The 20,685-nt window shown below is 62.1% G+C and carries 15 protein-coding genes and 1 tRNA gene; 11 read left to right on the top strand and 5 right to left on the bottom strand.

From position 1 onward, the window contains the following. The first annotated feature begins 208 nt into the window (after nt 1–208). The 5 genes from uca to FFS13_RS14775 all read left to right on the top strand — a co-directional run bounded on the left by uca (nt 209) and on the right by FFS13_RS14775 (nt 8,422). Nucleotides 209–3,853, top strand: coding sequence for an urea carboxylase (gene uca / locus FFS13_RS14755; RefSeq protein WP_137819842.1), 3,645 nt, complete (start codon nt 209–211; stop codon nt 3,851–3,853). 114 nt (nt 3,854–3,967) lie between these two features. Then, nucleotides 3,968–5,776, top strand: coding sequence for an allophanate hydrolase (gene atzF, locus FFS13_RS14760; protein WP_137819843.1), 1,809 nt, complete (start codon nt 3,968–3,970; stop codon nt 5,774–5,776). A gap of 128 nt (nt 5,777–5,904) precedes the next feature. Then, on the top strand, nt 5,905–7,389 hold the full coding sequence (locus FFS13_RS14765; RefSeq protein WP_137819957.1) for a sensor domain-containing diguanylate cyclase: 1,485 nt from the start codon (nt 5,905–5,907) through the stop codon (nt 7,387–7,389). 69 nt (nt 7,390–7,458) lie between these two features. Continuing rightward, nucleotides 7,459–7,698: a cysteine-rich CWC family protein gene (locus FFS13_RS14770; protein ID WP_137819844.1), complete on the top strand. Its 240-nt coding sequence runs from the start codon at nt 7,459–7,461 to the stop codon at nt 7,696–7,698. A 31-nt stretch (nt 7,699–7,729) separates the two neighbouring features. Continuing rightward, entirely contained in the window at nt 7,730–8,422 is a 693-nt protein-coding gene (locus FFS13_RS14775) for a pseudouridine synthase (protein WP_137819845.1), read from the top strand. A gap of 7 nt (nt 8,423–8,429) precedes the next feature. Here FFS13_RS14775 and FFS13_RS14780 read toward each other — a convergent pair whose 3' ends face one another. Then, the gene (locus FFS13_RS14780) at nt 8,430–11,309 is read right to left on the bottom strand and encodes an HD domain-containing phosphohydrolase (protein WP_137819846.1); all 2,880 of its coding nucleotides are present in this window, start codon (nt 11,307–11,309) and stop codon (nt 8,430–8,432) included. 631 nt (nt 11,310–11,940) lie between these two features. Here FFS13_RS14780 and FFS13_RS14785 point away from each other — a divergent pair. From FFS13_RS14785 to FFS13_RS14795, 3 genes are all read left to right on the top strand, one after another. Continuing rightward, on the top strand, nt 11,941–12,825 hold the full coding sequence (locus tag FFS13_RS14785; RefSeq protein WP_137819847.1) for an alpha/beta fold hydrolase: 885 nt from the start codon (nt 11,941–11,943) through the stop codon (nt 12,823–12,825). Between the two features lie 99 nt (nt 12,826–12,924). After that, nucleotides 12,925–12,998: transfer RNA gene (locus tag FFS13_RS14790), tRNA-Gly, on the top strand. Between the two features lie 884 nt (nt 12,999–13,882). Then, nucleotides 13,883–14,095, top strand: a complete 213-nt coding sequence (locus tag FFS13_RS14795) for a hypothetical protein (RefSeq protein ID WP_137819848.1) — start codon at nt 13,883–13,885, stop codon at nt 14,093–14,095. Between the two features lie 155 nt (nt 14,096–14,250). Here FFS13_RS14795 and FFS13_RS14800 read toward each other — a convergent pair whose 3' ends face one another. Continuing rightward, nucleotides 14,251–15,732, bottom strand: coding sequence for a helicase HerA-like domain-containing protein (locus tag FFS13_RS14800; RefSeq protein WP_137819849.1), 1,482 nt, complete (start codon nt 15,730–15,732; stop codon nt 14,251–14,253). A gap of 218 nt (nt 15,733–15,950) precedes the next feature. Between FFS13_RS14800 and FFS13_RS20385 the strand changes: the two genes are divergently transcribed. After that, nucleotides 15,951–16,100, top strand: coding sequence for a leucine zipper domain-containing protein (locus FFS13_RS20385; protein WP_171006497.1), 150 nt, complete (start codon nt 15,951–15,953; stop codon nt 16,098–16,100). A gap of 82 nt (nt 16,101–16,182) precedes the next feature. Here FFS13_RS20385 and FFS13_RS14810 read toward each other — a convergent pair whose 3' ends face one another. Both FFS13_RS14810 and purU read right to left on the bottom strand, forming a co-directional pair. Next, a complete protein-coding gene (locus FFS13_RS14810) occupies nt 16,183–16,380 on the bottom strand; it encodes a hypothetical protein (protein ID WP_137819851.1) in 198 nt (65 codons plus the stop codon). A 93-nt stretch (nt 16,381–16,473) separates the two neighbouring features. Continuing rightward, nucleotides 16,474–17,325 carry a formyltetrahydrofolate deformylase gene (purU, locus tag FFS13_RS14815; protein ID WP_137819852.1) on the bottom strand — a complete coding sequence of 284 codons (852 nt, stop codon included), beginning with the start codon at nt 17,323–17,325 and terminating at the stop codon, nt 16,474–16,476. A gap of 404 nt (nt 17,326–17,729) precedes the next feature. Between purU and mvaT the strand changes: the two genes are divergently transcribed. Then, a complete protein-coding gene (gene mvaT, locus FFS13_RS14820; RefSeq protein ID WP_137819853.1) occupies nt 17,730–18,104 on the top strand; it encodes a histone-like nucleoid-structuring protein MvaT in 375 nt (124 codons plus the stop codon). Between the two features lie 114 nt (nt 18,105–18,218). Here mvaT and sbcB read toward each other — a convergent pair whose 3' ends face one another. Then, nucleotides 18,219–19,649, bottom strand: coding sequence for an exodeoxyribonuclease I (gene sbcB, locus FFS13_RS14825; RefSeq protein ID WP_137819854.1), 1,431 nt, complete (start codon nt 19,647–19,649; stop codon nt 18,219–18,221). 199 nt (nt 19,650–19,848) lie between these two features. On the opposite strand from sbcB, the gene FFS13_RS14830 reads away from it, so the two are divergent. After that, entirely contained in the window at nt 19,849–20,616 is a 768-nt protein-coding gene (locus FFS13_RS14830) for a hypothetical protein (RefSeq protein ID WP_137819855.1), read from the top strand. The last annotated feature ends 69 nt before the right edge of the window (nt 20,617–20,685 follow it).

The following is a 20,685-nucleotide window of genomic DNA, read 5'->3' on the forward strand; positions in this document are numbered from 1 at the left end:
CTCAGGGCAATGTTGCAGCTCGCTCCGCTCGGCCCCCTCTCCCTCTGGGAGAGGGCGGGAGGTGAGGGAAACCCGTACTACGGAGTAAACCGCCCTCTCCCCAACCCTCTCCCACAAGTGGGAGAGGGGGTAAAACATCCCAACCACGGACGACCGTGGTGCTGACCGAATAGCAGCGGGACGGCCCGCCTCACATGAGCAGCCCCTCATGTTTAGCAAACTACTGATCGCCAACCGCGGCGCCATTGCCTGCCGCATCCTCCGTACCCTGCGCGCGCTTGAGGTCAATGCCGTGGCCGTCTACTCGCAAGCCGACGCCGCCAGCCTGCATATCCAGCAGGCCGACGAAGCCTTCAGCCTCGGCGAAGACGCGGCCGCCGGCACCTACCTTGCGGTAGAGAAAATTCTTGCCGTGGCGAAGCAGTCCGGCGCCCAGGCCATCCACCCTGGTTACGGCTTCCTCTCGGAGAACGCCGCGTTCGCCGAAGCCTGCGAAGCCGCCGGTATCGCCTTTGTCGGCCCGACACCTGAACAACTGCGGGTATTCGGCCTCAAGCACACCGCCCGCGCCCTGGCCAAACAACAGGGTGTAGCGATGCTGGAAGGCACCGAGCTGCTGGAAAACCTCGACGCCGCGCTCAAGGCCGGCGAACAGGTCGGCTACCCGGTGATGCTGAAAAGCACCGCCGGCGGTGGCGGCATCGGCATGCGCGTGTGCCGCTCCGCCGAGGAGCTGAGCGAGGCCTTCGAAGCGGTGAAGCGCCTGGGGCAGAACAACTTCAGCGACTCCGGCGTGTTTATCGAGAAGTACATCCAGCGCGCCCGCCATCTGGAAGTGCAGGTGTTCGGCGACGGTCAAGGCGAAGTCCTGGCCCTCGGCGTACGCGACTGCTCGGTACAGCGGCGCAACCAGAAAGTGCTGGAAGAGGCGCCGGCCACCAACCTGCCAGCCGGCATGGCCGAGGAGCTTTGCGCTGCGGCGATCAAGCTGGCCAAGGCCGTCAACTACCGCAGCGCCGGCACCGTCGAATTCGTCTACGACAGCGTGGCGAGCCAGTTCTACTTCCTCGAAGTGAACACCCGTCTGCAGGTCGAGCACGGCGTTACCGAACAGGTCTGGGGTGTCGACCTGGTCGGCTGGATGATCCAACTCGCCGCTGGCGACCTGCCGCCATTGAGCGAGCTGGCGCAAGGCTTGAAGCCCCATGGCCACGCGATTCAGGCGCGCCTGTATGCCGAAGATCCGGGCCGCGACTTCCAGCCGAGCCCAGGCCTGCTGACTGCGGTGAACTTCCCCGCGGCCGATGGTAAAACCCTGCGCATCGACACCTGGGTTGAAGCCGGCTGCGAAATCCCGCCCTACTTCGACCCGATGATCGCCAAGCTCATCGCCTGGGCGCCAACCCGCGATGAAGCCAGCGCCGGGCTGCACCGCGCGCTCGGCGACAGCCTGCTGTATGGCGTGGAGACCAACCGCGATTATCTGCGGCAAATCCTCCAGGACGCCCCCTTCGCCAGCGGCAATCCCTGGACGCGCTGCCTGGAAGAGCTGGTCTACCGGGCCGACACCGTTGAAGTGCTCGGCGCCGGCACCCAGACCACCGTGCAAGACTTCCCCGGCCGCCTCGGTTATTGGGCCGTCGGCGTGCCGCCCTCCGGGCCGATGGACGACCGCGCCCTGCGCCTGGGCAATCGCCTGCTGGGTAACGCCGAAGGTGCCGCCGCGCTGGAAATCACCATGAGCGGCCCCACCCTGCGCTTCAATACCGACGCGGTGGTGGTGGTGACCGGTGCCGAGATTCCACTGACGCTGGACGGCCACGCGCAGCCGCTAAACACCACGCTATTCATTCCGGCCGGCAGCACCCTGAGCCTCGGCACCCTCGCAGGCCCTGGCGCCCGCTCTTACCTGTGCCTGCGCGGCGGCCTCCAGGTGCCGGAATACCTGGGCAGCAAAAGCACCTTCACCCTCGGTCAGTTCGGCGGCCACGGCGGCCGCGCCCTGCGCGCCGGTGATGTGCTGCACACCGACACACTGAGCGATGCCACAGCCGGTGCCAGCCTGCCGCCTGCCCTGCACAGCGATTTGCCCGCCGTGCGTAGCATCCGCGTGATCTACGGCCCCCATGGCGCACCGGAGTACTTCACCCCGGCCTACATCGAGACCTTCTTCGCCACCCAATGGGAAGTGCACTTCAACTCCAGCCGCACCGGCGTACGCCTGATCGGCCCGAAACCCGAGTGGGTGCGCGAGAGCGGCGGCGAGGCTGGCCTGCACCCCTCCAATATTCACGACAATCCCTACGCCATCGGCGCCGTCGACTTCACTGGCGATATGCCGGTGATTCTCGGCCCGGACGGCCCGAGCCTGGGCGGCTTCGTCTGCCCGGTGACGATCATCGAGGCGGATCTCTGGCAGCTTGGGCAACTCAAGGCCGGGGATAAGGTGCAGTTTCTGCCGGTGGATATCGCCACCGCGCGGGAGTTGGCGAAAGCTCATAGGGAAGAGTGCGCGAACCTCCGTAGGAGCGAGCTTGCTCGCGAAAATCACAATGGCGAATTCGCGAGCAAGCTCGCTCCTACAATAGCAGCCGCTGAGCTGACCTCCCCCATCGTGCTCGACATCGGCTCGGCCGACACCCGCCTGGTCGCGCGCCTATCCGGCGACACGCACCTGCTGGTGGAAATCGGTGCGCCGGAGCTGGATCTGGTGCTGCGTTTCCGTGGCCATGCGCTGATGCAGGCGCTGGAAAGCAAAGCCCTGACTGGCGTGATCGACCTCACCCCCGGCATCCGTTCCCTGCAAGTGCACTACCAGCCGGAAACCCTGTCGCTGGCCGACCTGCTGGGCATCATCGCCGGCGAATGGGATGCGGTCTGCGGCGCTCAAGACCTGCAAGTGCCGTCGCGCATCGTCCACCTGCCGCTGTCCTGGGACGATCCGGCCTGCCAGCTGGCGATCGAGAAATACATGACCACAGTGCGCAAAGACGCGCCCTGGTGCCCGAGCAACCTGGAGTTCATCCGCCGCATCAACGACCTGCCGAACCTTGAAGAGGTCTACCGCACCGTCTTCGAGGCCAGCTATCTGGTGATGGGCCTCGGCGATGTCTACCTCGGTGCGCCGGTCGCCACGCCGCTGGACCCACGGCATCGCCTGGTCACCACCAAATACAACCCGGCGCGCACCTGGACGGCGGAGAACTCGGTGGGCATCGGCGGCGCCTATATGTGCGTGTACGGCATGGAAGGCCCTGGCGGTTACCAGTTCGTCGGCCGCACCCTGCAGATGTGGAACCGCTACCGCGAAGTCGCAGCCTTCGATGGCAAACCTTGGCTGCTGCGCTTCTTCGATCAGATCCGTTTCTACCCGGTGGGCGCCGAGGAGTTGCTGCAAATCCGCCGCGATTTCCCACTGGGTCGCTATGACCTGAAGGTCGAGCAAAGCGAGCTGAAGCTGGCCGACTACCAAGCCTTCCTGGCCGAGGAAGCCGAGAGCATCGGCGCCTTCCGCAGCCAGCAGCAGGCTGCCTTCAATGCCGAACGGGAACGCTGGATCGCCAGCGGCCAGGCACATTTCGACAGTGAGGAAGTGGCCCCGCAGCTCAGCGAGGACGCCCCGCTCGCCCTCGGCCACCACTCGGTTGAAAGCCATATCGCCGGCAATCTCTGGCAGGTGCAAGTCGAGGCCGGCAGTACGGTGAAAGCCGGTGACGTGCTGGTGATTCTCGAGTCGATGAAGATGGAGATCCCGCTGCTCGCACCGCGTGACGGCGTGGTAACAGAAGTCCGCGTGCAGCCGGGTTCGCCGGTGCGCGCCGGGCAACGCGTCGTCGTGCTCGCAGAAGCCTGATTCGGACCGTAGGGTGCGCCGTGCGCACCATAAAACTGAACCTTCCACTGTAGGGTGCGCCGCGCGCACCAGAACGCTTGCGGTGCGCACAGCGCACCCTACAAGGAGCCGAACATGAAACACGAATTCGACCTGCGCCTCGAAGCCCTGCGTGCCGCCTACAAAAATGCCAGCACCACCCCGCGCCAACTGATCCTGACCCTGCGTGACAAAGCCGCCGCACTGAACCCGGATTACCACCTGTTTATCCACCTGCTGAGCCGTGACGAGCTGGAGCCTTACCTGGCGGCGCTGGACGGCAAAGCGCCGGAGAGCCTGCCGCTGTTCGGCATCCCCTTCGCCATCAAGGACAATATCGACCTGGCCGGCATTCCAACCACCGCCGCCTGCCTGGCCTTCGCCTACATCCCCGAGCGCTCGGCGAGCGTGGTCGAACACTTGATCGCCCTGGGCGCCGTGCCGCTGGGCAAGACCAACCTCGATCAATTCGCCACCGGCCTGAATGGCACGCGCTCGCCCTATGGTGAGTGTCCGAACAGCGTGCTGCCGGCATATCCCTCCGGTGGCTCCAGCGCCGGCTCTGCGCTGGCCGTGGCGCTGGGCGTAGCCAGCTTTGCCCTGGGTACCGACACCGCCGGCTCCGGCCGCGTGCCGGCGGCGCTGAACAATCTGGTCGGTCTCAAGGCGACCAAGGGCCTGCTCTCTACCGCCGGCGTAGTGCCAGCCTGCCGCACACTGGACTGCGTGACTTACTTCACCGCCACCGCCCGCGAAGCCAGCCAGCTGCTGGCGCTGACCGCCAAACTCGACCCGCGTGACGAATACAGCCGCGCCAACCCGTTGTGGAACGACGCCAGCGCCTTCGGCAGCCCTCGCCCCTTCCGCTTCGGCGTCCCGCGTGCCGAGGACCTGCAATTCTTCGGCTGCACAGAAGGCCCCGCGCTCTTCGAGCAGGCCCAGCAAACCCTCAAGGACTGCGGCGGCGAAGCGGTGGAAATCGACCTCTCACCCTTCCTCGAAGCCGCCCGGCTGCTCTATGAGGGCCCCTGGGTTGCCGAACGTTACAGCGTCGCCGGCGAACTGCTTGAACAAAGCCCCGAGGCCGTGTTGCCGGTGATTCGCGCCGTGTTGGCCAAGGCACCGGCCGTCACCGGCGTGCAGACCTTCCGCACCCAGTACCGCCTGCAAGCGCTGAAAGCCATGTGCGACAAAACCCTGCAAGGTCTCGACTGCGTGCTGACACCGACCATCGGTCGGCCGGTGACGCTGGACGAACTGCACGCCGAACCGGTGCTGCGTAACTCCGAGCTGGGTTACTACACCAACTTCATGAACCTGCTGGACTACGCCTCCGTCGCGGTGCCGAGCGGCTTCATGCGCAACGGCCTGCCCTGGGGCGTGACCTTGTTCGGCCGCGCCTGCACCGATCAATACCTGCTCAGCCTGGCCGACGCCCTGCAGCGCCAGCGCGACTTGCCGCTGCCGGGCGGGTGCAAGCTGAAACTGAGTGCACCAACCGGCGCAGCGCGCAGCGATCGGGCTCGCATCGTGGTCTGCGGCGCGCACCTGGACGGTCTGCCGTTGAACTGGCAACTCACGCAGCGCGGCGGCCGCCTCGTCGAGGTCACCCGCAGCTCGCCGGACTACCAACTGCATGCGCTGGCCGGCGGGCCGCCGCTGCGCCCGGGCATGCTACGCGTTGTCGAAGGTGGCGGGGCCATCGAGGTGGAAGTCTGGGAGTTGCCGAGCAGCGAGCTGGGCTCCTTCCTCACCGGCATCCCCGCCCCGCTCGGCCTGGGCAAGGTGCAACTGGAGGATGGCCGCTGGGAAAGCGGTTTCATCTGCGAGCCCTACGGCTTGGTCGGCGCCACCGATATCAGCCGGTTCGGCGGCTGGCGTGCCTACCTGCAATCCAGGGGCTGAGGTTCACTACCCCCCCTTCCATCCCCCAAGCTGTTTCAGGCCTGGCCTGAAACAGCTGCACGGGCTCGGTGACGCCAGCGCTCCGGCAGGCTAGCATGTTGCTATCACGTCAGAGTTACCCCGTTCCCATGTCGTCACGCCCGACCAAGCATGCTCAGCGTTACCTGGTGCTCGTCCTGTTGCTGTTGCTTGGCAGCGGCTTCCTCGCCACCTCCCTGGTCAGCTACTACGCCTCACTCAACTCGATCCGTAGCAGCATAGTCGAGACCGAGCTGCCGCTGACCTCCGATAACGTCTACTCGGAGATCCAGAAGGATCTGGTGCGGCCAATCCTGATCTCCTCGATGATGAGTCGCGACACCTTCGTGCGCGACTGGGTGATCGACGGCGAGCAGGATGTCGCCCAGATGACCCGCTACCTGCGCGAGGTGCAGGAGCACTACGGCGCCTTCACCAGCTTCTTCGTCTCGGACAAGAGCCATCTCTACTACCAGGCCAAAGGCGTCCTCAAAAGCGTGCGCGAAAGCGAGCCGCGCGATGTCTGGTACTTCCGCGTACGCGACATGCAGGAACCCTACGAGATCAATGTCGATGTCGACATGGCCAACCAGGACAGCCTGACCTTCTTCATCAACTACAAGGTGTTCGACTACGCCGGCCGCTTCATCGGCGCCACCGGCGTCGGCCTCACCGTGGACGCGGTGGTCAAGCTGATCGACGACTACCAACAGCGCTACGACCGCAGCGTGTATTTCGTCGACACCCACGGCAAGATCGTCCTCACCGGCGCCACGGGCGGCCCGCTGGGCGCCCGGGTCGGCCAATCGCTGAGCGAGGTGCAGGGGCTGGAAGAACTGCAGGCCAAGCTGCCGCAGCCGCAGAGCGGCAACTTCAACTACCAGGAGCACGGCCGCAGCCATTTCCTCAACGTGCGCTTCATCCCCGAACTGGACTGGTATTTGTTCGTCGACAAGCACGAAGGCGGCGCCCTCGCCGGTATCCGCCAGACCCTCTATCTCAACTTGCTGATCTGTTTCGTCGTTACCGCTCTGGTGCTGACCCTGGTCAACCTGGTGCTGCGCCGCTACCAGGCGCGTATCGAGGCGCTGGCCACCACCGACAGCCTGACCGGGCTGCCCAACCGCCGCGGCTTCGACCTACTCGCCAACCAAGCGCTGCAAGAGGCCCAGCGCGAGCGCAAGCCACTGGCCATGCTGATGATTGACCTGGACAACTTCAAGGCGCTCAACGACACCTACGGTCACCTGGGCGGCGACGAAGTACTGCACGGCTTCGCCCTCAACCTGCAAGGCTGTCTGCGCCAGTCCGACATCATCTGCCGCTGGGGCGGCGAGGAATTCATCGTCCTGCTCAAGGACACCGGCAGCGCTACCGCTCAGCAATTGGCCGAGAAGATCCGCAGCCAGGGCGAACAGGGCCGCTATCCCTTCGCCGGGGTCAATCTGCAAGTCAACACCAGCATCGGCCTCACCGAACTGCACCCGGGCGACTCGCTGCACAGCCTGATCGCCCGCGCCGACCGCGGCCTCTACCGCGCCAAGCAGTCGGGGCGCAATCGCGTCTGTGTGGAGCCGGCCGGGGCAACGGGCTGACCGGGCGGCTCTTGCACTCGGCGCTGCCACACCGCACCCTGAGCGCCCCCTTCATTCGCCAGCCACAGCATGAGCGCCACCCTAGACCCCACGCGTTGCCCGCTCTGCGGCCTGTCCAACCAGTGCACCCAGGCCGACCCGCGCACCGCCCAATTGCCCTGCTGGTGCTTCTCCACGCCGATCGACCGCGCCGTGCTCGACAACCTGCCGGCGGCCGTGCGCGACCTCGTCTGCCTCTGCCCCAACTGCGCCCAGGGCACAACCGCCGAACGCTCGAAGGAAGCTGTCTCGACGCTACCAATCGCGTAGCATGCGCCTCCTGTCACGACTCGCCGCCCCCATGCGCCTCGACCGATTCCTCAGCAACCTGCCGGATTTCAGCCGCCTCGACGCCCGTTTGCTGCTCGCCGCCGGGCGGGTAAAAGTGGACGGTGCCCAGGTCAGCGACGGCCGCCTGGACGTCCGCGAGTTCCAGCGCATCGAGCTGGACGAGCGCTTGCTGCAGGCCGGCAAGGCCGCGCGTTATTTCATGCTGCACAAACCTGCCGGCTACGTCAGCGCCACGGCCCATGACGAACATCCCACCGTGCTTGACCTGCTGGATGAGCCAGACAAACACGAACTGCACCTGGGCGGGCGCCTCGACCTGAACACCACCGGCCTGCTGCTGATCACCAACGATGGGCAATGGTCGCGGCGCATCACCCTGCCCAAGAGCAAACTGCCGAAGGTCTATTACGTCGAGACCGAACAGCCGATCACACCCGAGTACGCCGAGGTATTCGCCCGCGGTCTGTATTTCCAGTACGAGGACCTCACCACCCTGCCCGCCGAACTGCAGATCCTCGCTACCCGCGCCGCCCGCCTGACGCTGTTTGAAGGCCGCTACCATCAGGTCAAGCGCATGTTCGGTCATTTCCAGAACAAGGTGCTGCGCCTGCACCGCGAAAGCATGGGGCCGCTGCAACTCGATCCGAGCCTGCCCCCAGGCGCATACCGCGCACTCTCAGACGCGGAGATTGCCCTGCTTTGAGAAGCGGTTAACGACCCGCTAACGAGGCGTCTAGCGCATCCAGATAGGACTGGATATCCACCGCGTCGAGCTGCTCCGGGCGAAGGAATTTTTCGCCATACTGGCGATACACGCCCGAGCTGAGAAAGAGCCGGAACAACTCCGCATCGATATGGTTCTCACGGGCCATGACGCTGAGAATCCTCACCGACTCGGAGAGGGTTTTCGCGGCCTTATAGGGGCGATCGGCGGCGGTCAGCGCCTCGAAAATATCGGCAATCGCCATCACCCGCTCGGCAATGCTCATGTCGTCCTTGGTCAGCCGCCGCGGGTAGCCGGTGCCGTCCATCTTTTCGTGGTGGTTACCGGCGATGCTCGGCACGCGCTTGAGCTGGCGCGGCAGCGGCAAGGTACTGAGCATGATGATGGTCTGCACTATGTGCTCGTTGATCTTGAACCGCTCCTCCTCGCTGAGGGTGCCGCGCCGAATGCTGAGGTTGTACAACTCGCCGTAGTTGTTGGCGTAGGTCGGCAGGTGCATGTCGAAGCCCCAGATATTGCGCGGATCCTGGGCGTCCACCGGCGGCTTGCGCGCACCCCAGACCTGTAGGTGATCGGGGCGGTCGGCCAACAGCTGTTCGACCACCGGCAGCGGCTGTACCGGCAGCAACGCCAGTCGCTCGGCCTCCTCGTAAGACAAGCCAAGGCGATTGTCGAAGTGCCTGAGCCAGCTGCGCCGAGCGATCGCCTGCAGGCGCGCGACGTCCTCGTCCTGCATGGACTCACCCCCGAGGTTGGCATTGGCGACAAAGGCGAAGTCGTCCTGCAAGGCCTGTTGGCGGTCCGCCAGCAAGGTCTGCTCGATGGCCGGGTCGGCGCCGCTGCCGAGGGCCTTCCAGTAGTCCAGCTCGGCATCGCGCCAGAGCACCTCGAAGCGCGTGCGCACCTCGTGGATGCGGTTGTACAGGGTCTCCAGCTTGGTGGCTTTGTCCACCACATATTCCGGGCTGGTGATCTTGCCGCAGTCATGCAGCCAGGCGGCGATCTGGAACTCGTAGAGCTCGGCCTCGCTCATCTGGAAGTCGGCGTAGCGGCCCGTATCGGCGGCGATCGCCTGGTTCAGCAGCATGCTGGCCAGCTGCGGCACCCGCTCGCAGTGGCCACCGGTGTAAGGGCTTTTGGCGTCGATGGCATCGGCCAAGAGTTTGATAATGGCGTTCAGCAGGCGCTGCTGAGCCTCGAACAACTGACGGGTTTCGATGGCCACCGCGGCGGCACCGGACAGCTCCTCGACGAAGCGACGAAACGGCTGCTGCACCTCGCCGTGGGTCTTATGCTCGGCCGCCAGCTGCAACACCAGAACCCCGAGCAACTGCTGGCTGCGGTTATTCAGCGCAATCGACAGGTAATGCTGCTGGTTGTGCAGCGCCTGCGCCACTGCGGCGGCCAGTTCATCCGGGGTGCGCAGCGCCACGTGCAGTGCCTCGGGGTATTGCTCGCCCTGGTAATGCGCGGCCAGTTGCAACGCGCCGGACTCCTCATCGTGCAGATAGACCGCGCCGCCGCTGACACTGGTGGCTTCCACCAGGCGGCTGAGCACGCCGTCGAGCATGCTCTCCAACTGAGTTTCCCGGCTCAGGGTCAGGGTGATCGCCTGGAAGTTGTGAATAGTGCGCGACATCCGTCCCAACACATGGCTGAGTTCCTGCACCTCGGCGACCCGCGACTCGACCCCGACCGGCTGACTGAAATCGAACCCCGCCAAGGCGCCGAGCTGATCGGCCAGCGCCCGCAGCGGTCGACCGATGCGCTGGCCCAACAGCCAGCCGACCAGCAGCAGCAACGCGATCAGGACCGCGGCCCAGAGCGCCTGGTCGAGCAACACCCGATGCGCGCCAGCCAGCAGCTCATCACTGGGCACCGCGATCAACACCTGGATGTCCTGCTCGGCAAAAGACGACAACGGCATGCGGATGCCGTACCAGCCCTGGCCTCCAGCCCGGTACAGCTGCGGCTTCTGGCCATGGGGCGGCAAACCGAAGAGTTGCGTCAGGCTGGGGACATCGAGCTCGACGAGTCGCGACAGGCGGAAACCTTCCCCCTCAGGGACCAGCAGGCGCTGTACATCGGGATAAGCGATCACGCTGCCCTCAGCGTCCACCACGGCCATCTCGGTGCCGGGAGTCATCCGCAGGTCCTGTACTTCACCGCCCAAATCGTTGACCGAAGCATCCATGCCCAACACCGCCGCGCCGTCCAGGCTGCGCTGCGCCAGGGTCAGACCGATCTCGCGGGTGGTGAAGAACACATAGGGCTTGGTCAGCACGGTGCTCGCGCTGCCAATGGCCTGGCTGAACCAGGGTCGGGTGCGCGGATCGTAGCGGTAGTCCGGCTTGATGTGCGTCTGCAGCAGCGTCAGCTCGCGGCTGTAGAAACGCCACTCGCCGATCATCTGGCCAGCGTCACCCAGGCTGATGCTCTGCACCAGGAATACCGCGCCCTCGGGCGCCTTTAGACGTTCGCGTACTCCGCGCTCGCGCAAGACGCGCACCAGCAGAAACTCGCCATTGGGATAACCGGCGTAGACCGCGCTGAGCATCTTGTTAGTGTTCAGGCTCTCCACCAGCAGCGGCAGGCGCTCGAGCCGCGCCGGCAAGCTAGCGGCCTGGGAGATGGGGTCGTAGGCCAGCAGCCGGATCGAACTTTGCACCGGGCCGATCAGCCGCTGCGCGCGCTCGTTGATGGTGCTGCCGAGCTGATTGGCGGTATCACCGGCCGCCGCCACCAGCGACCGCTCAATGCCCCGGTAACCCTGCAAGGCCAGGGCCCCGCCGAGCACCAGCATGCTGAGCATAATCGCGCCAGCGATCAGCAACTGTAGAGAAAAGCCACGCTTAGCGGTGCTCATGGCTGCCGTCCTGGTTTGCTCAGTTCGCAGCGATAACCGCTATTGAGCGATTCCTCGGCTAGCGCTGGCGGCGCCTGCGCACACAGCAGGCCGCGGCCGAGCATCAGCACTAAGCCGTATCTGAATGGGTTAACAGTCGCCAGAGGAAAATCCAGCATCATGTCGCACCCGCCTGCTAGAAACCTTCATCCGCAAATGCGCACGGCACGCCGTGACCTCCTTGCAATCCTTGGCAAGTTTAATAGGCACGGGAGAAAACGCCGGCTTTATCCACGAATGGTCATGAGAAAAGGCTTTATCACGCTTGCCAGCCCCTAGGCTTACTGCTTAAATGAAACCGAAAGGTCAAGCTGTGACCAAAGAGTCACATGGACCATCTAAGCGTTCCTGCGGTTGCTTGCGCTCTGCGCATATTGGATTCCTGCCTGGTTCAAAGACGCTACTCCCCGCCCTCAAAAGCGCTGGGAATTGCCGTCCTGTTCGGTCCTAACCGCTTGAAAATAAATAACTTACAAGATCCTCCAGCCTGACATTCGTTTGTCATGTCCAGGCGCTTATCTGACTGCCATACATAGCCCGGTAAACGGTCCAGCCGCTTGCCTTGTCTTACCTGCGCCAGGAGGAAAACGACATGAGGCCAGAAACCGCTGTCGTTAAGGTTCACAGCCAATACAACGTTCACACCGAGTTCTACGCTTGCCCAGCTGCTCGAAAGACCATCATCCTGGTCAATGGCTCGCTGGCGACCACAGCCTCATTCGCGCAGACCATTAAATACCTGCAACCGCAGTTCAATGTGGTGCTCTACGATCAGCCGTATGCCGGCCAGTCGAAGCCGCACAACAGCCACAAGCAACCGATCAGCAAGGAGGATGAAGCCGAAATTCTGCTGGAGTTGATCGAACATTTTCACGTCGATTACCTGCTGTCCTTTTCCTGGGGCGGAGTCGCCTCCCTGCTCGCCCTGGCGCAGTGCCCGGCACGGATCGAGAAGGCGGTGATCAGCTCCTTCTCGCCACTGCTCAACGCGCCGATGCTGGACTACCTGGAGCAAGGCCTGCGCTATCTGCACGCCGTGGATCGCGAGAACATGGGCCAGTTGGTCAACAGCACCATCGGCAAGCACCTGCCGTCCTTGTTCAAGCGTTACAACCATCGTCATATCAGCAACCTCGACGAGCATGAATATCGGCAGATGCACACCCACGTCCATCAGGTGCTGCAACTGGACAACCACTGCCACATGCCCTGCCTCGCCGCCATCGAGATTCCACTGCTGTTCGTCAACGGCGAGCACGACGAGTACACCACCCCAGCAGATGTGCGGTTGTTCGCCCAGCACCTAAACGATTGCCAATTCACCACCATCAGCAACGCCGGGCACTTTCTCGACATGGAACACAAAGGTGCATGGCTACAGTCGCAACAGGCACTGCTGGGTTTCCTGCAGGCCTCGCCAAACGGGCAGCAACAACGCCGGCTACGGCTTGCCGAAACCACGGCGATTGCGGTTTGAGGGAGTTCAAACAGACGTAACTGCACCGAGTCGCAGAAAGTTGTGCTCGGTGCGGGCTTCATTTCCCGCGCGACTTCTGGTACAAAGGCCCCCGCAAAAGCGGGCGTCGTATAATGGCATTACCTGAGCTTCCCAAGCTCATGACGAGGGTTCGATTCCCTTCGCCCGCTCCACCTCTCGCCTGAACTGCTCTGAAACGCTACTTAGAGAGCAGAGAGTGCTACCTCAAGCCTGGAAAAGCATCCGTCTTCAAGGACATCTTCCAGGTCAAAAACGAAATACTGCCTTAATTAATTCACTCGCTCCCAGCCGCGCCAGCGATTTTCAGTACGCCGCCTCTTCTTAAGTAAGACCTCCCTCACCAGGCAAAAGCGCATTCACCCCGTATCGAAGATGCTGAGTCAGCACTTTTTGCATCACAGCTAAAATGCGGGCTTTGGAGAGCCGATAGGAATACCACCCCACGAAAGTCGACCACACAATACAAATGATCAGTCCTGAATGTCGTACAACACGCCATAGATGCCCCCGTGGCGATAGCTCTCAGGATCAGATCGCGAACGACTTGCTGCCATTCATAATCATCACCTACAGAGTAGTGGCCGTAGACTCGCCGATAGCTCGCTAAATATGCATTCACTAACGATACGAAGGCGTCGAGACTCTCAGCCTCAGCACCGAAAAACCTGTGCAAAGGCGCGTGACGTCAGGTGGGTGCGCTGTTGGACGCTGCACAAGGCTCTGTCGAGTTTATTTTTCGCCGACTTCAAAAATGCAATGATCCAGATATAGGTCAGCGTCTACGAGATAGATTTCTTCGTTCTCTTCGCTATAATCCAGCGCGAGCAGCTACATATAGACACAAATACAATCAGCAACTACGGTTACACTTAGATGGCTGCTTGTATTGCGCAACGAAGGTTATGGATGCACTGCCCTTCGCCTGCTCAAATAACGATAAACAGGGCACGACAACAGCCCTGCTCTTGGTAGCTAAAGCAGTTAAGCCTCATGCCTCCCACGCTGCCAGTACACTTTAAGACCAACGGAAAACCACGTGACGAAAGACGAACTGCGCGCCGAACTCGAGCGCCAGGCGCAGCGTTACAAGGAAGTTTACGGCGGGGAAGTCATTACCTACGCCGCCCAGCCGGACCCTGAGCGCAAGCCCTGGCGCAAAAAAGCCAGCCTTCTCGACCAAGCCTTTGAGAAAGAGCTGCAGAAAATCGAAAAAGACCAACAAGCCAGAATCGACGAGTCAAACGACTAACGGTTAGGGCTCTTCGGAAAACCTGCACCCGCGAAGGTGGCAACCCAGCTGCCACGGCGCACCGGCGTACCCGTCTTCGCGGGTATGCCGACTAGGTCAGAGCGGCCTGCTGTTCGACCAGAATCTTTCTCGACAAAGATCCTGGCCGAACGGTCTTAACGACGCTTGCCGCCCAACAGTGAGCCCATCAAGCCACGCACCAGCTGTCGACCCAGTTGGTTTGCGGCCTGGCGCACGACCGTCTTCATCATTTGCCCGGCCAGACTGCCAAGCAGATCGCCGGCCATGCCACCCAGCCCCCCTTCCGACGCGCTGCCTTGGCCTTGAGTGGTCGGCTCAGCAGCAGATGCCGCGCGCGCCATCAGCAGCTCGTAAGCGGACTCGCGATCAATCGGCTTATCGTAGCGCCCGGCTTGTGGCGACTGCCTGATCAAGGCAGCGCGCTCGGCCTCACTAAGCGGGCCGATGCGTGACTGCGGCGGTGCGATGGCCACCCGCTGCACCATCGCCGGCGTGCCTTTCTCTTCCATGGTGCTGACCAGCGCTTCGCCAATGCCTAACTCGGTGAGTACCGTCAGCGTGTCGAATGCCGGATTGGCCCGAAAGCCATCGGCCACCGCACGCAAGGACTTCTGCTCTTTGGCCGTGAAGGCGCGCAAACCATGCTGAATACGCAAACCGAGTTGCGCCAGCACATCGTCTGGCAAATCACTCGGCGATTGAGTCACGAAATAGACACCGACGCCTTTCGAGCGGATCAGCCGGACCACCTGCTCCAAGCGCTCCTGCAACGCCTTCGGCGTGTCAGCAAAGAGCAGGTGCGCTTCATCGAAGAACAGCGCCAACACCGGCTTATCCGCATCACCGCGCTCCGGCAGTTGCTCGAACAGTTCGGCCAGCAGCCACAACAAGAAGGTCGCGTAAACCTTCGGGGCCTCATGCACTAACCGGCTGGCATCCAGCAAATGAATACGCCCTCGGCCATCGGCATCGGGCTGGAGAATATCTTCCAACTGCAAGGCCGGCTCACCGAACAAGGCTTCGGCGCCCTGCTGCTCGAGGGTCGCCAGGCGGCGCAACAGCGCCTGACTCGAGCCGCCGGTGAACAGCGCAGCATCCTCACCGAGCAACTCGGGGTGATCTTTCAGGTGGTTGAGCAGGGCCTTCAGGTCCTTCAGATCGAACAGCAACAAACCTTCGCGGTCCGCCACCAAGAACGTGGCATACAGTGCCGCCTGCTGACTGTCGGTGAGCTCCAGCAGATTGCTCAGCAGCAGCGGACCCATCTCGCTCAACGTGGTGCGCAGCGGATGGCCACTGCGCCCGTGGATATCCCAGAGAGTCAGCGGATAAGCCTGCGGGCGGTGATTGAGCCAAGGCATCCCGGCGATACGCTCGGCCACCTTGCCCTGCGGATTGCTGACGGCGCCGAGACCACAGAGATCGCCTTTGATGTCCGCGGCGAACACCGCCACCCCGGCATCACTGAAGGTCTCAGCCAGGCGCTGCAAGGTCACCGTTTTACCGGTGCCGGTGGCACCCGCGACCAGGCCATGGCGGTTGGCCAGACGCAGCGCCTGGGCGACAGGCCGACCGGAAGGGTCAGCTCCGAGAACGAATTGGTTAGCTACGGGCATCTTGCCCTCCCTGAGTTAAAGCTTTATGGGTCGTTGCCGACACAGGAGACCCCGCTGCGGCAAGCAGCGGATTAAGACTGGAGCCTGACCTTCCTGGGCGCAAGAAAGCCATGACAAAAAGCTTGAAATTCAGCCACAAGATTCCCCTCGCCTTCTGCTCGCCGCCTCCCGGTGACGCTGGGGTTGCCGAGACTCCAGTCCAAATAGCAGGTAACCGGATGAACAGCCACAGGCATGCACGATTGACCGCGCGAGATCGAAGGGCTCCGAGCGAGCGCATAGCCCAGGTCGGGATACACGCCGCCGCTCGGAACTTCGCCATTTCCACCCGCACCGCCTACAAATGTTTGGCCCGCTTGCGCATCTAACGCCCACACAAAAAAGGCGCCCGGCTCTGGACGAGTCGGGCGCCTTTTTTATGCCTGCATTAAGGCTTAGAGCCGCAGACGGCTATTTCTGCCTCGGCTTGCTTACCGCTTGCTCAGGCACAGTTGCCGGCGGCTGCATCAACTCAACCCAAAGCTCGGCAGCGTCGGGAAACTCGGTGCCATGCTCATCATTCAACGCCTCGGGGTCGTAACGCCTGACACAGCCCTCCCCCAGCGTCGGTGGTGGGCTTGAGGTGGCGCGTTCGAGTGGACCGGTCATGCTTTAGCTTCCTCGGCCGACAGCCTGCAGGGTCGTTACCTGGTGCGATTCAGTCGGCGGTGGATCGCGGTCAAGCTATCTATCGCCGGCCATTCAGTCGAACACCACGGTCTTGTTGTCATGCACCAGCACGCGGTCTTCCAGGTGATAACGCAGGCCACGGGCCAGCACCATCTTCTCGACATCCTTACCCAGCCGAACCATTTCCTCGATGCTGTCGCGGTGGCTCACACGCACCACGTCCTGCTCGATGATCGGGCCGGCATCGAGTTCCTCGGTGACGTAGTGAGAAGTCGCCCCGATCAACTTCACCCCGCGCAGCGAGGCTTGGTGGTAAGGCTTGGCGCCAATGAACGACGGCAAGAAACTGTGATGAATATTGATTACCCGGTGGGCGAACTCGCGGCATAACGCTGGCGGAAGAATCTGCATATAGCGGGCCAGCACTACGGCATCGGCTTGCAGCTCCTGCACCAGGCGCGACACTTCGGCGAACGCCGGCTCTTTGTTCTGAGGGTCGACCGGCACATGGTGATAAGGAATGCCGTGCCACTCGACCATACTGCGCAAATCGTTATGGTTGGAGATCACGCAGGGAATTTCACATTCCAACTCATCGCTATGCCAGCGGTGCAGCAAATCGGCCAGGCAATGCGACTCACGGCTAGCCATCAACACGACGCGCTTCTTTTGTGCCGAGTCAGTGATCCGCCATTCCATAGAGAACTCGCGGGCAATTGGCGCAAAGGCCTGCCGAAACCCCTCGAGATCAAAGGGCAGGGAGTCCGCACGGATCTCGTGACGCATAAAGAACCAGCCACTTTGATTGTCCGAATGGTGGCTCGCTTCAGTGATCCAGCCGTTGTAGGTGGCCAGAAAGTTACTGACCTTGGCGACGATACCGACGCCGTCCGGGCAGGCGATTACCAGCCGAAAAGTGCGCATGCGGGAAACTCCAGAAACTTCACAAAGGCGGCCATTCTAGCCACAGCCCAGGAAAACTTCAGTAACCCGCGCAGCTCGGGCAAAGGCGGACAAGGCTGCAGACAGCGCAATCAATCCATTCAAGGTCTGCCCGAAAGCTCGCCCGATAAACACCAAACGCCCGCGACCGAGCAATTTTCCATGCCCGCGATAAGGTTTTGTTCAGCCTATACGTCCACTTGATGAAGGCCGTGTTTAATTCAGAAAATGGCTCTAAGCCAATTTTTCTGACTGAATACAGCTAGCGGCTAGAACAGCGCCGGAATATTTTGTGCAAACCTTTTCAAACATGTTTACTTGCAGAAAGTGCCTGACTATTATTAATAATACTTAGCCACCGCCCCTCTCGACTCAAGGTAAAGCACATGTCACTGATCAATGAGTACCGCGCTACAGAAGAAGCCATCAAGGAACTCCAAGAGCGCCTAAAAAACCTGTCGCAAGACGACAAGCTGAAAAAAGAACTCGAATTCGAAGGCAAACTCCGCACGCTGATGGGTGAATACCAGAAGTCCCTGCGTGACATCATTGCCATGCTCGACCCGGACGCTAAAGCGAGCAAAGCACCGCGCGCGACCAAAGTTACCGGCAGCAAGCGCGCGCGCAAGATCAAGCAGTACAAGAACCCGAACACTGGCGAAGTGATCGAAACCAAAGGTGGCAACCACAAGACGCTGAAAGAGTGGAAAGCCAAGTGGGGCGCCGCCGAAGTAGAAGGCTGGGCCACTCTGCTCGGCTAAGCACCGCGCTGCGCGCCTGACTCCTGCGCACAATAAAAAACGCCAGCAGCGCTGGCGTTTTTTATTGTCTGGCGATTACTTATCCAGCACTGACGAGCAGCACAAAAGCGCCAGTTATAAGCCATAGCGCTGCCGCAATTGCAGCACATACTCACGCCACTCGCCCAACACCAATTGCTGTGTAGCCGATGAGTTATCCAGTGCTTGCGTTAGCGCCACCTCGAAACTCATCAAGGTATTAGGTGCACCCCATTCCGGCGCACTCAAACGCCGCTGACAGAATTCTCGCCAGCGTTTTTGCTCAGGCTCCGACAAAGTTTCTGGAAAGTTGCGCGCCCGGTAGCGAAACAACAACTCCGGCAGACGCCCATCATCGAATGGCCAGTCGTCTCGGGCTAACCGTTGCGGCTCGGCGCAGCGCACTTGCTCGCACAGACGGCGGTCGCGATCACCCAGAAAACCGTCATATAACTGCTGCTCGGGATCCTGGCTCGGCGCAAACTCATCCGCGTTATAGAGTGCTACCAACTTATCCTGCCAAACTGCCTGTGCCTCACGCAGCACTGCAGCGCGGGCCTCACACTCCCCCATATCCACCTGTAAACGCTGCCGATCAGCTTCGCGCAGCACACTCAACGGCGCCAGAACCGGGCAGCGATTGACGTGCAGCAACTTCAGCGGCACCGGCAACTCACCTTCCGCCAACTGCTCGCGCCGGGTGTACAGCAGCCGCCGCAGGCTGTCGGCATCCTGTTCCAGCAACGGCGCCGGATCAGCCTGTAGATCGCAGACAATCAGGGCATTGCGATTGCGCGGATGCCAGGCCAGCGGCAGCACCACCGCCAGGTAATGCCGGGCAGCGGCAAAGCGTCCGGAAATATGCACCAGCGGTTGCAGCAGGCGGATCTGCTCGAGCACACGCTGTTTGCTGCGCAGTCGATAGAGGTAAGCATAGAGTTTCGGTTGCTGGGCGCGGATCAGGCGCGCCAGCCCGATGGTGGCGCGCACATCGGACAACGCATCGTGGGCCTGACCGTGGTCAATCCCGTTCGCGGCGGTCAAACGCTCCAGTTTGAGCGTGACCCGGCCATCCTCTTGCGGCCACTCGATACCCTCCGGCCGCAACGCATAGGCGGTACGCACCACGTCGAGCAGGTCCCAACGGCTATTGCCGCCCTGCCACTCACGCGCGTACGGCTCGAAGAAGTTGCGATAGAGGCTGTAGCGCGTCACTTCATCATCGAAGCGCAGGCTGTTATAGCCCGCCCCGCAGGTTCCCGGAGCAGACAGTTCGGCATGCACCCGCGTCATGAACTCGGCCTCGCCCAAGCCCTGCTCGGCGAGCCGACTGGGGGTGATCCCAGTGATCAGGCAAGCCGCCGGGTGCGGCAGGATGTCGTCGCTCGGCCGGCAATAGAGGTTGAGCGGCTCGCCGATTTCGTTCAGCGACTCATCCGTGCGAATTCCGGCAACCTGCAACGGGCGATCACTGCGCGGGTCGATACCCGTAGTTTCATAGTCGTACCAGAAGATGCTCGAGGTCACAGTCGATTCCTAAAACGAAGGGCTGCGGCAGTCTAGCATCCGCCGTCGAGCTGGCTGCCGGGCAGGCTTTCAGCAGCGCAAAGTTTGATACCCCGCACAGCGGCAGACAGCCTTTAGTCACGCGCCTTGCCGCTAACTCGCCAGTACCGCTAGCATGGTCAAGACTGGAAGTTCACCCCCATCACAAGGACGGATCACCATGAGCGACTCCCTCGCCCCAAATCCCTATGCAGTTCCCACCAGCAACCTGCAAGAGCCAACCGTAAGCAGCCAGGTGCCGACCATCGCCGAAGCCCTAAGCCGTGGTTACGACTTCAACATCGGCGACCTGATCAGCGAAGCCTGGCAGCGCACCAAAGGCACCAAGGGCATCATCCTCGGCGGCTTTATCATCTATTACGTGGCCATCTTGGCGATCACCACAGTCCTCGGGCTGGTCTTCGGCTTCGTCGGCCTCGGCGCTGAAGAAGGCGGCGTCGCCGCCCTAGTGGTCGGTCAACTGCTGATTGGCATCATCGGCTCGGCCCTCACCTACCCCTTCCTGGCCGGTATCATGATGACCGGCATTCGCCGGGCCGCCGATCAGCCGGTGACCTTCAACGAGATGTTCAGCCACTTCGGTCTAACGCTGCCCCTGATCGTCACCGCCCTCATCATGATGGTGCTGGTGTATGTCGGCATGCTGCTTCTGGTCATTCCAGGCCTTTACCTAAGCGTGGCCTATATGCTCGCCATTCCGCTAGTGGTGGAGCGCGGCCTGTCGCCCTGGCAGGCGCTGGAAGCCTCGCGCAAAGCCATCAGCCAGCACTGGTTCAAGGTTTTCGGCCTGTTCCTGCTGCTCGGCCTGATCACCGTGCTGAGCATGATCCCGCTAGGTATCGGCCTGATCTGGAGCCTCCCGCTGTTCGTGATCAGCATGGGCGTGCTCTACCGCAGCATCTTCGGCGTGCTGCCAGCCGCCAAATAAGCCACGCATAGGCTCCGGGCCGTTAATACGGCCCGGTTGGTTGCTTCCCCGCCTGCTGCTCGCTAGCAT

It is taken from the genome of Pseudomonas sp. 2FG, assembly GCF_005502935.1.
Classification (GTDB): Bacteria; Pseudomonadota; Gammaproteobacteria; order Pseudomonadales; family Pseudomonadaceae; genus Aquipseudomonas.

Coding starts and splice junctions, on each gene's coding strand:
- uca (WP_137819842.1), top strand. CDS start 209: ATGTTTAGCAAACTACTGATCGCCAACCGCGGCGCCATTGCCTGCCGC.
- atzF (WP_137819843.1), top strand. CDS start 3,968: ATGAAACACGAATTCGACCTGCGCCTCGAAGCCCTGCGTGCCGCCTAC.
- FFS13_RS14765 (WP_137819957.1), top strand. CDS start 5,905: ATGTCGTCACGCCCGACCAAGCATGCTCAGCGTTACCTGGTGCTCGTC.
- FFS13_RS14770 (WP_137819844.1), top strand. CDS start 7,459: ATGAGCGCCACCCTAGACCCCACGCGTTGCCCGCTCTGCGGCCTGTCC.
- FFS13_RS14775 (WP_137819845.1), top strand. CDS start 7,730: ATGCGCCTCGACCGATTCCTCAGCAACCTGCCGGATTTCAGCCGCCTC.
- FFS13_RS14780 (WP_137819846.1), bottom strand. CDS start 11,309: ATGAGCACCGCTAAGCGTGGCTTTTCTCTACAGTTGCTGATCGCTGGC.
- FFS13_RS14785 (WP_137819847.1), top strand. CDS start 11,941: ATGAGGCCAGAAACCGCTGTCGTTAAGGTTCACAGCCAATACAACGTT.
- FFS13_RS14800 (WP_137819849.1), bottom strand. CDS start 15,732: ATGCCCGTAGCTAACCAATTCGTTCTCGGAGCTGACCCTTCCGGTCGG.
- FFS13_RS20385 (WP_171006497.1), top strand. CDS start 15,951: ATGAACAGCCACAGGCATGCACGATTGACCGCGCGAGATCGAAGGGCT.
- FFS13_RS14810 (WP_137819851.1), bottom strand. CDS start 16,380: ATGACCGGTCCACTCGAACGCGCCACCTCAAGCCCACCACCGACGCTG.
- purU (WP_137819852.1), bottom strand. CDS start 17,325: ATGCGCACTTTTCGGCTGGTAATCGCCTGCCCGGACGGCGTCGGTATC.
- mvaT (WP_137819853.1), top strand. CDS start 17,730: ATGTCACTGATCAATGAGTACCGCGCTACAGAAGAAGCCATCAAGGAA.
- FFS13_RS14830 (WP_137819855.1), top strand. CDS start 19,849: ATGAGCGACTCCCTCGCCCCAAATCCCTATGCAGTTCCCACCAGCAAC.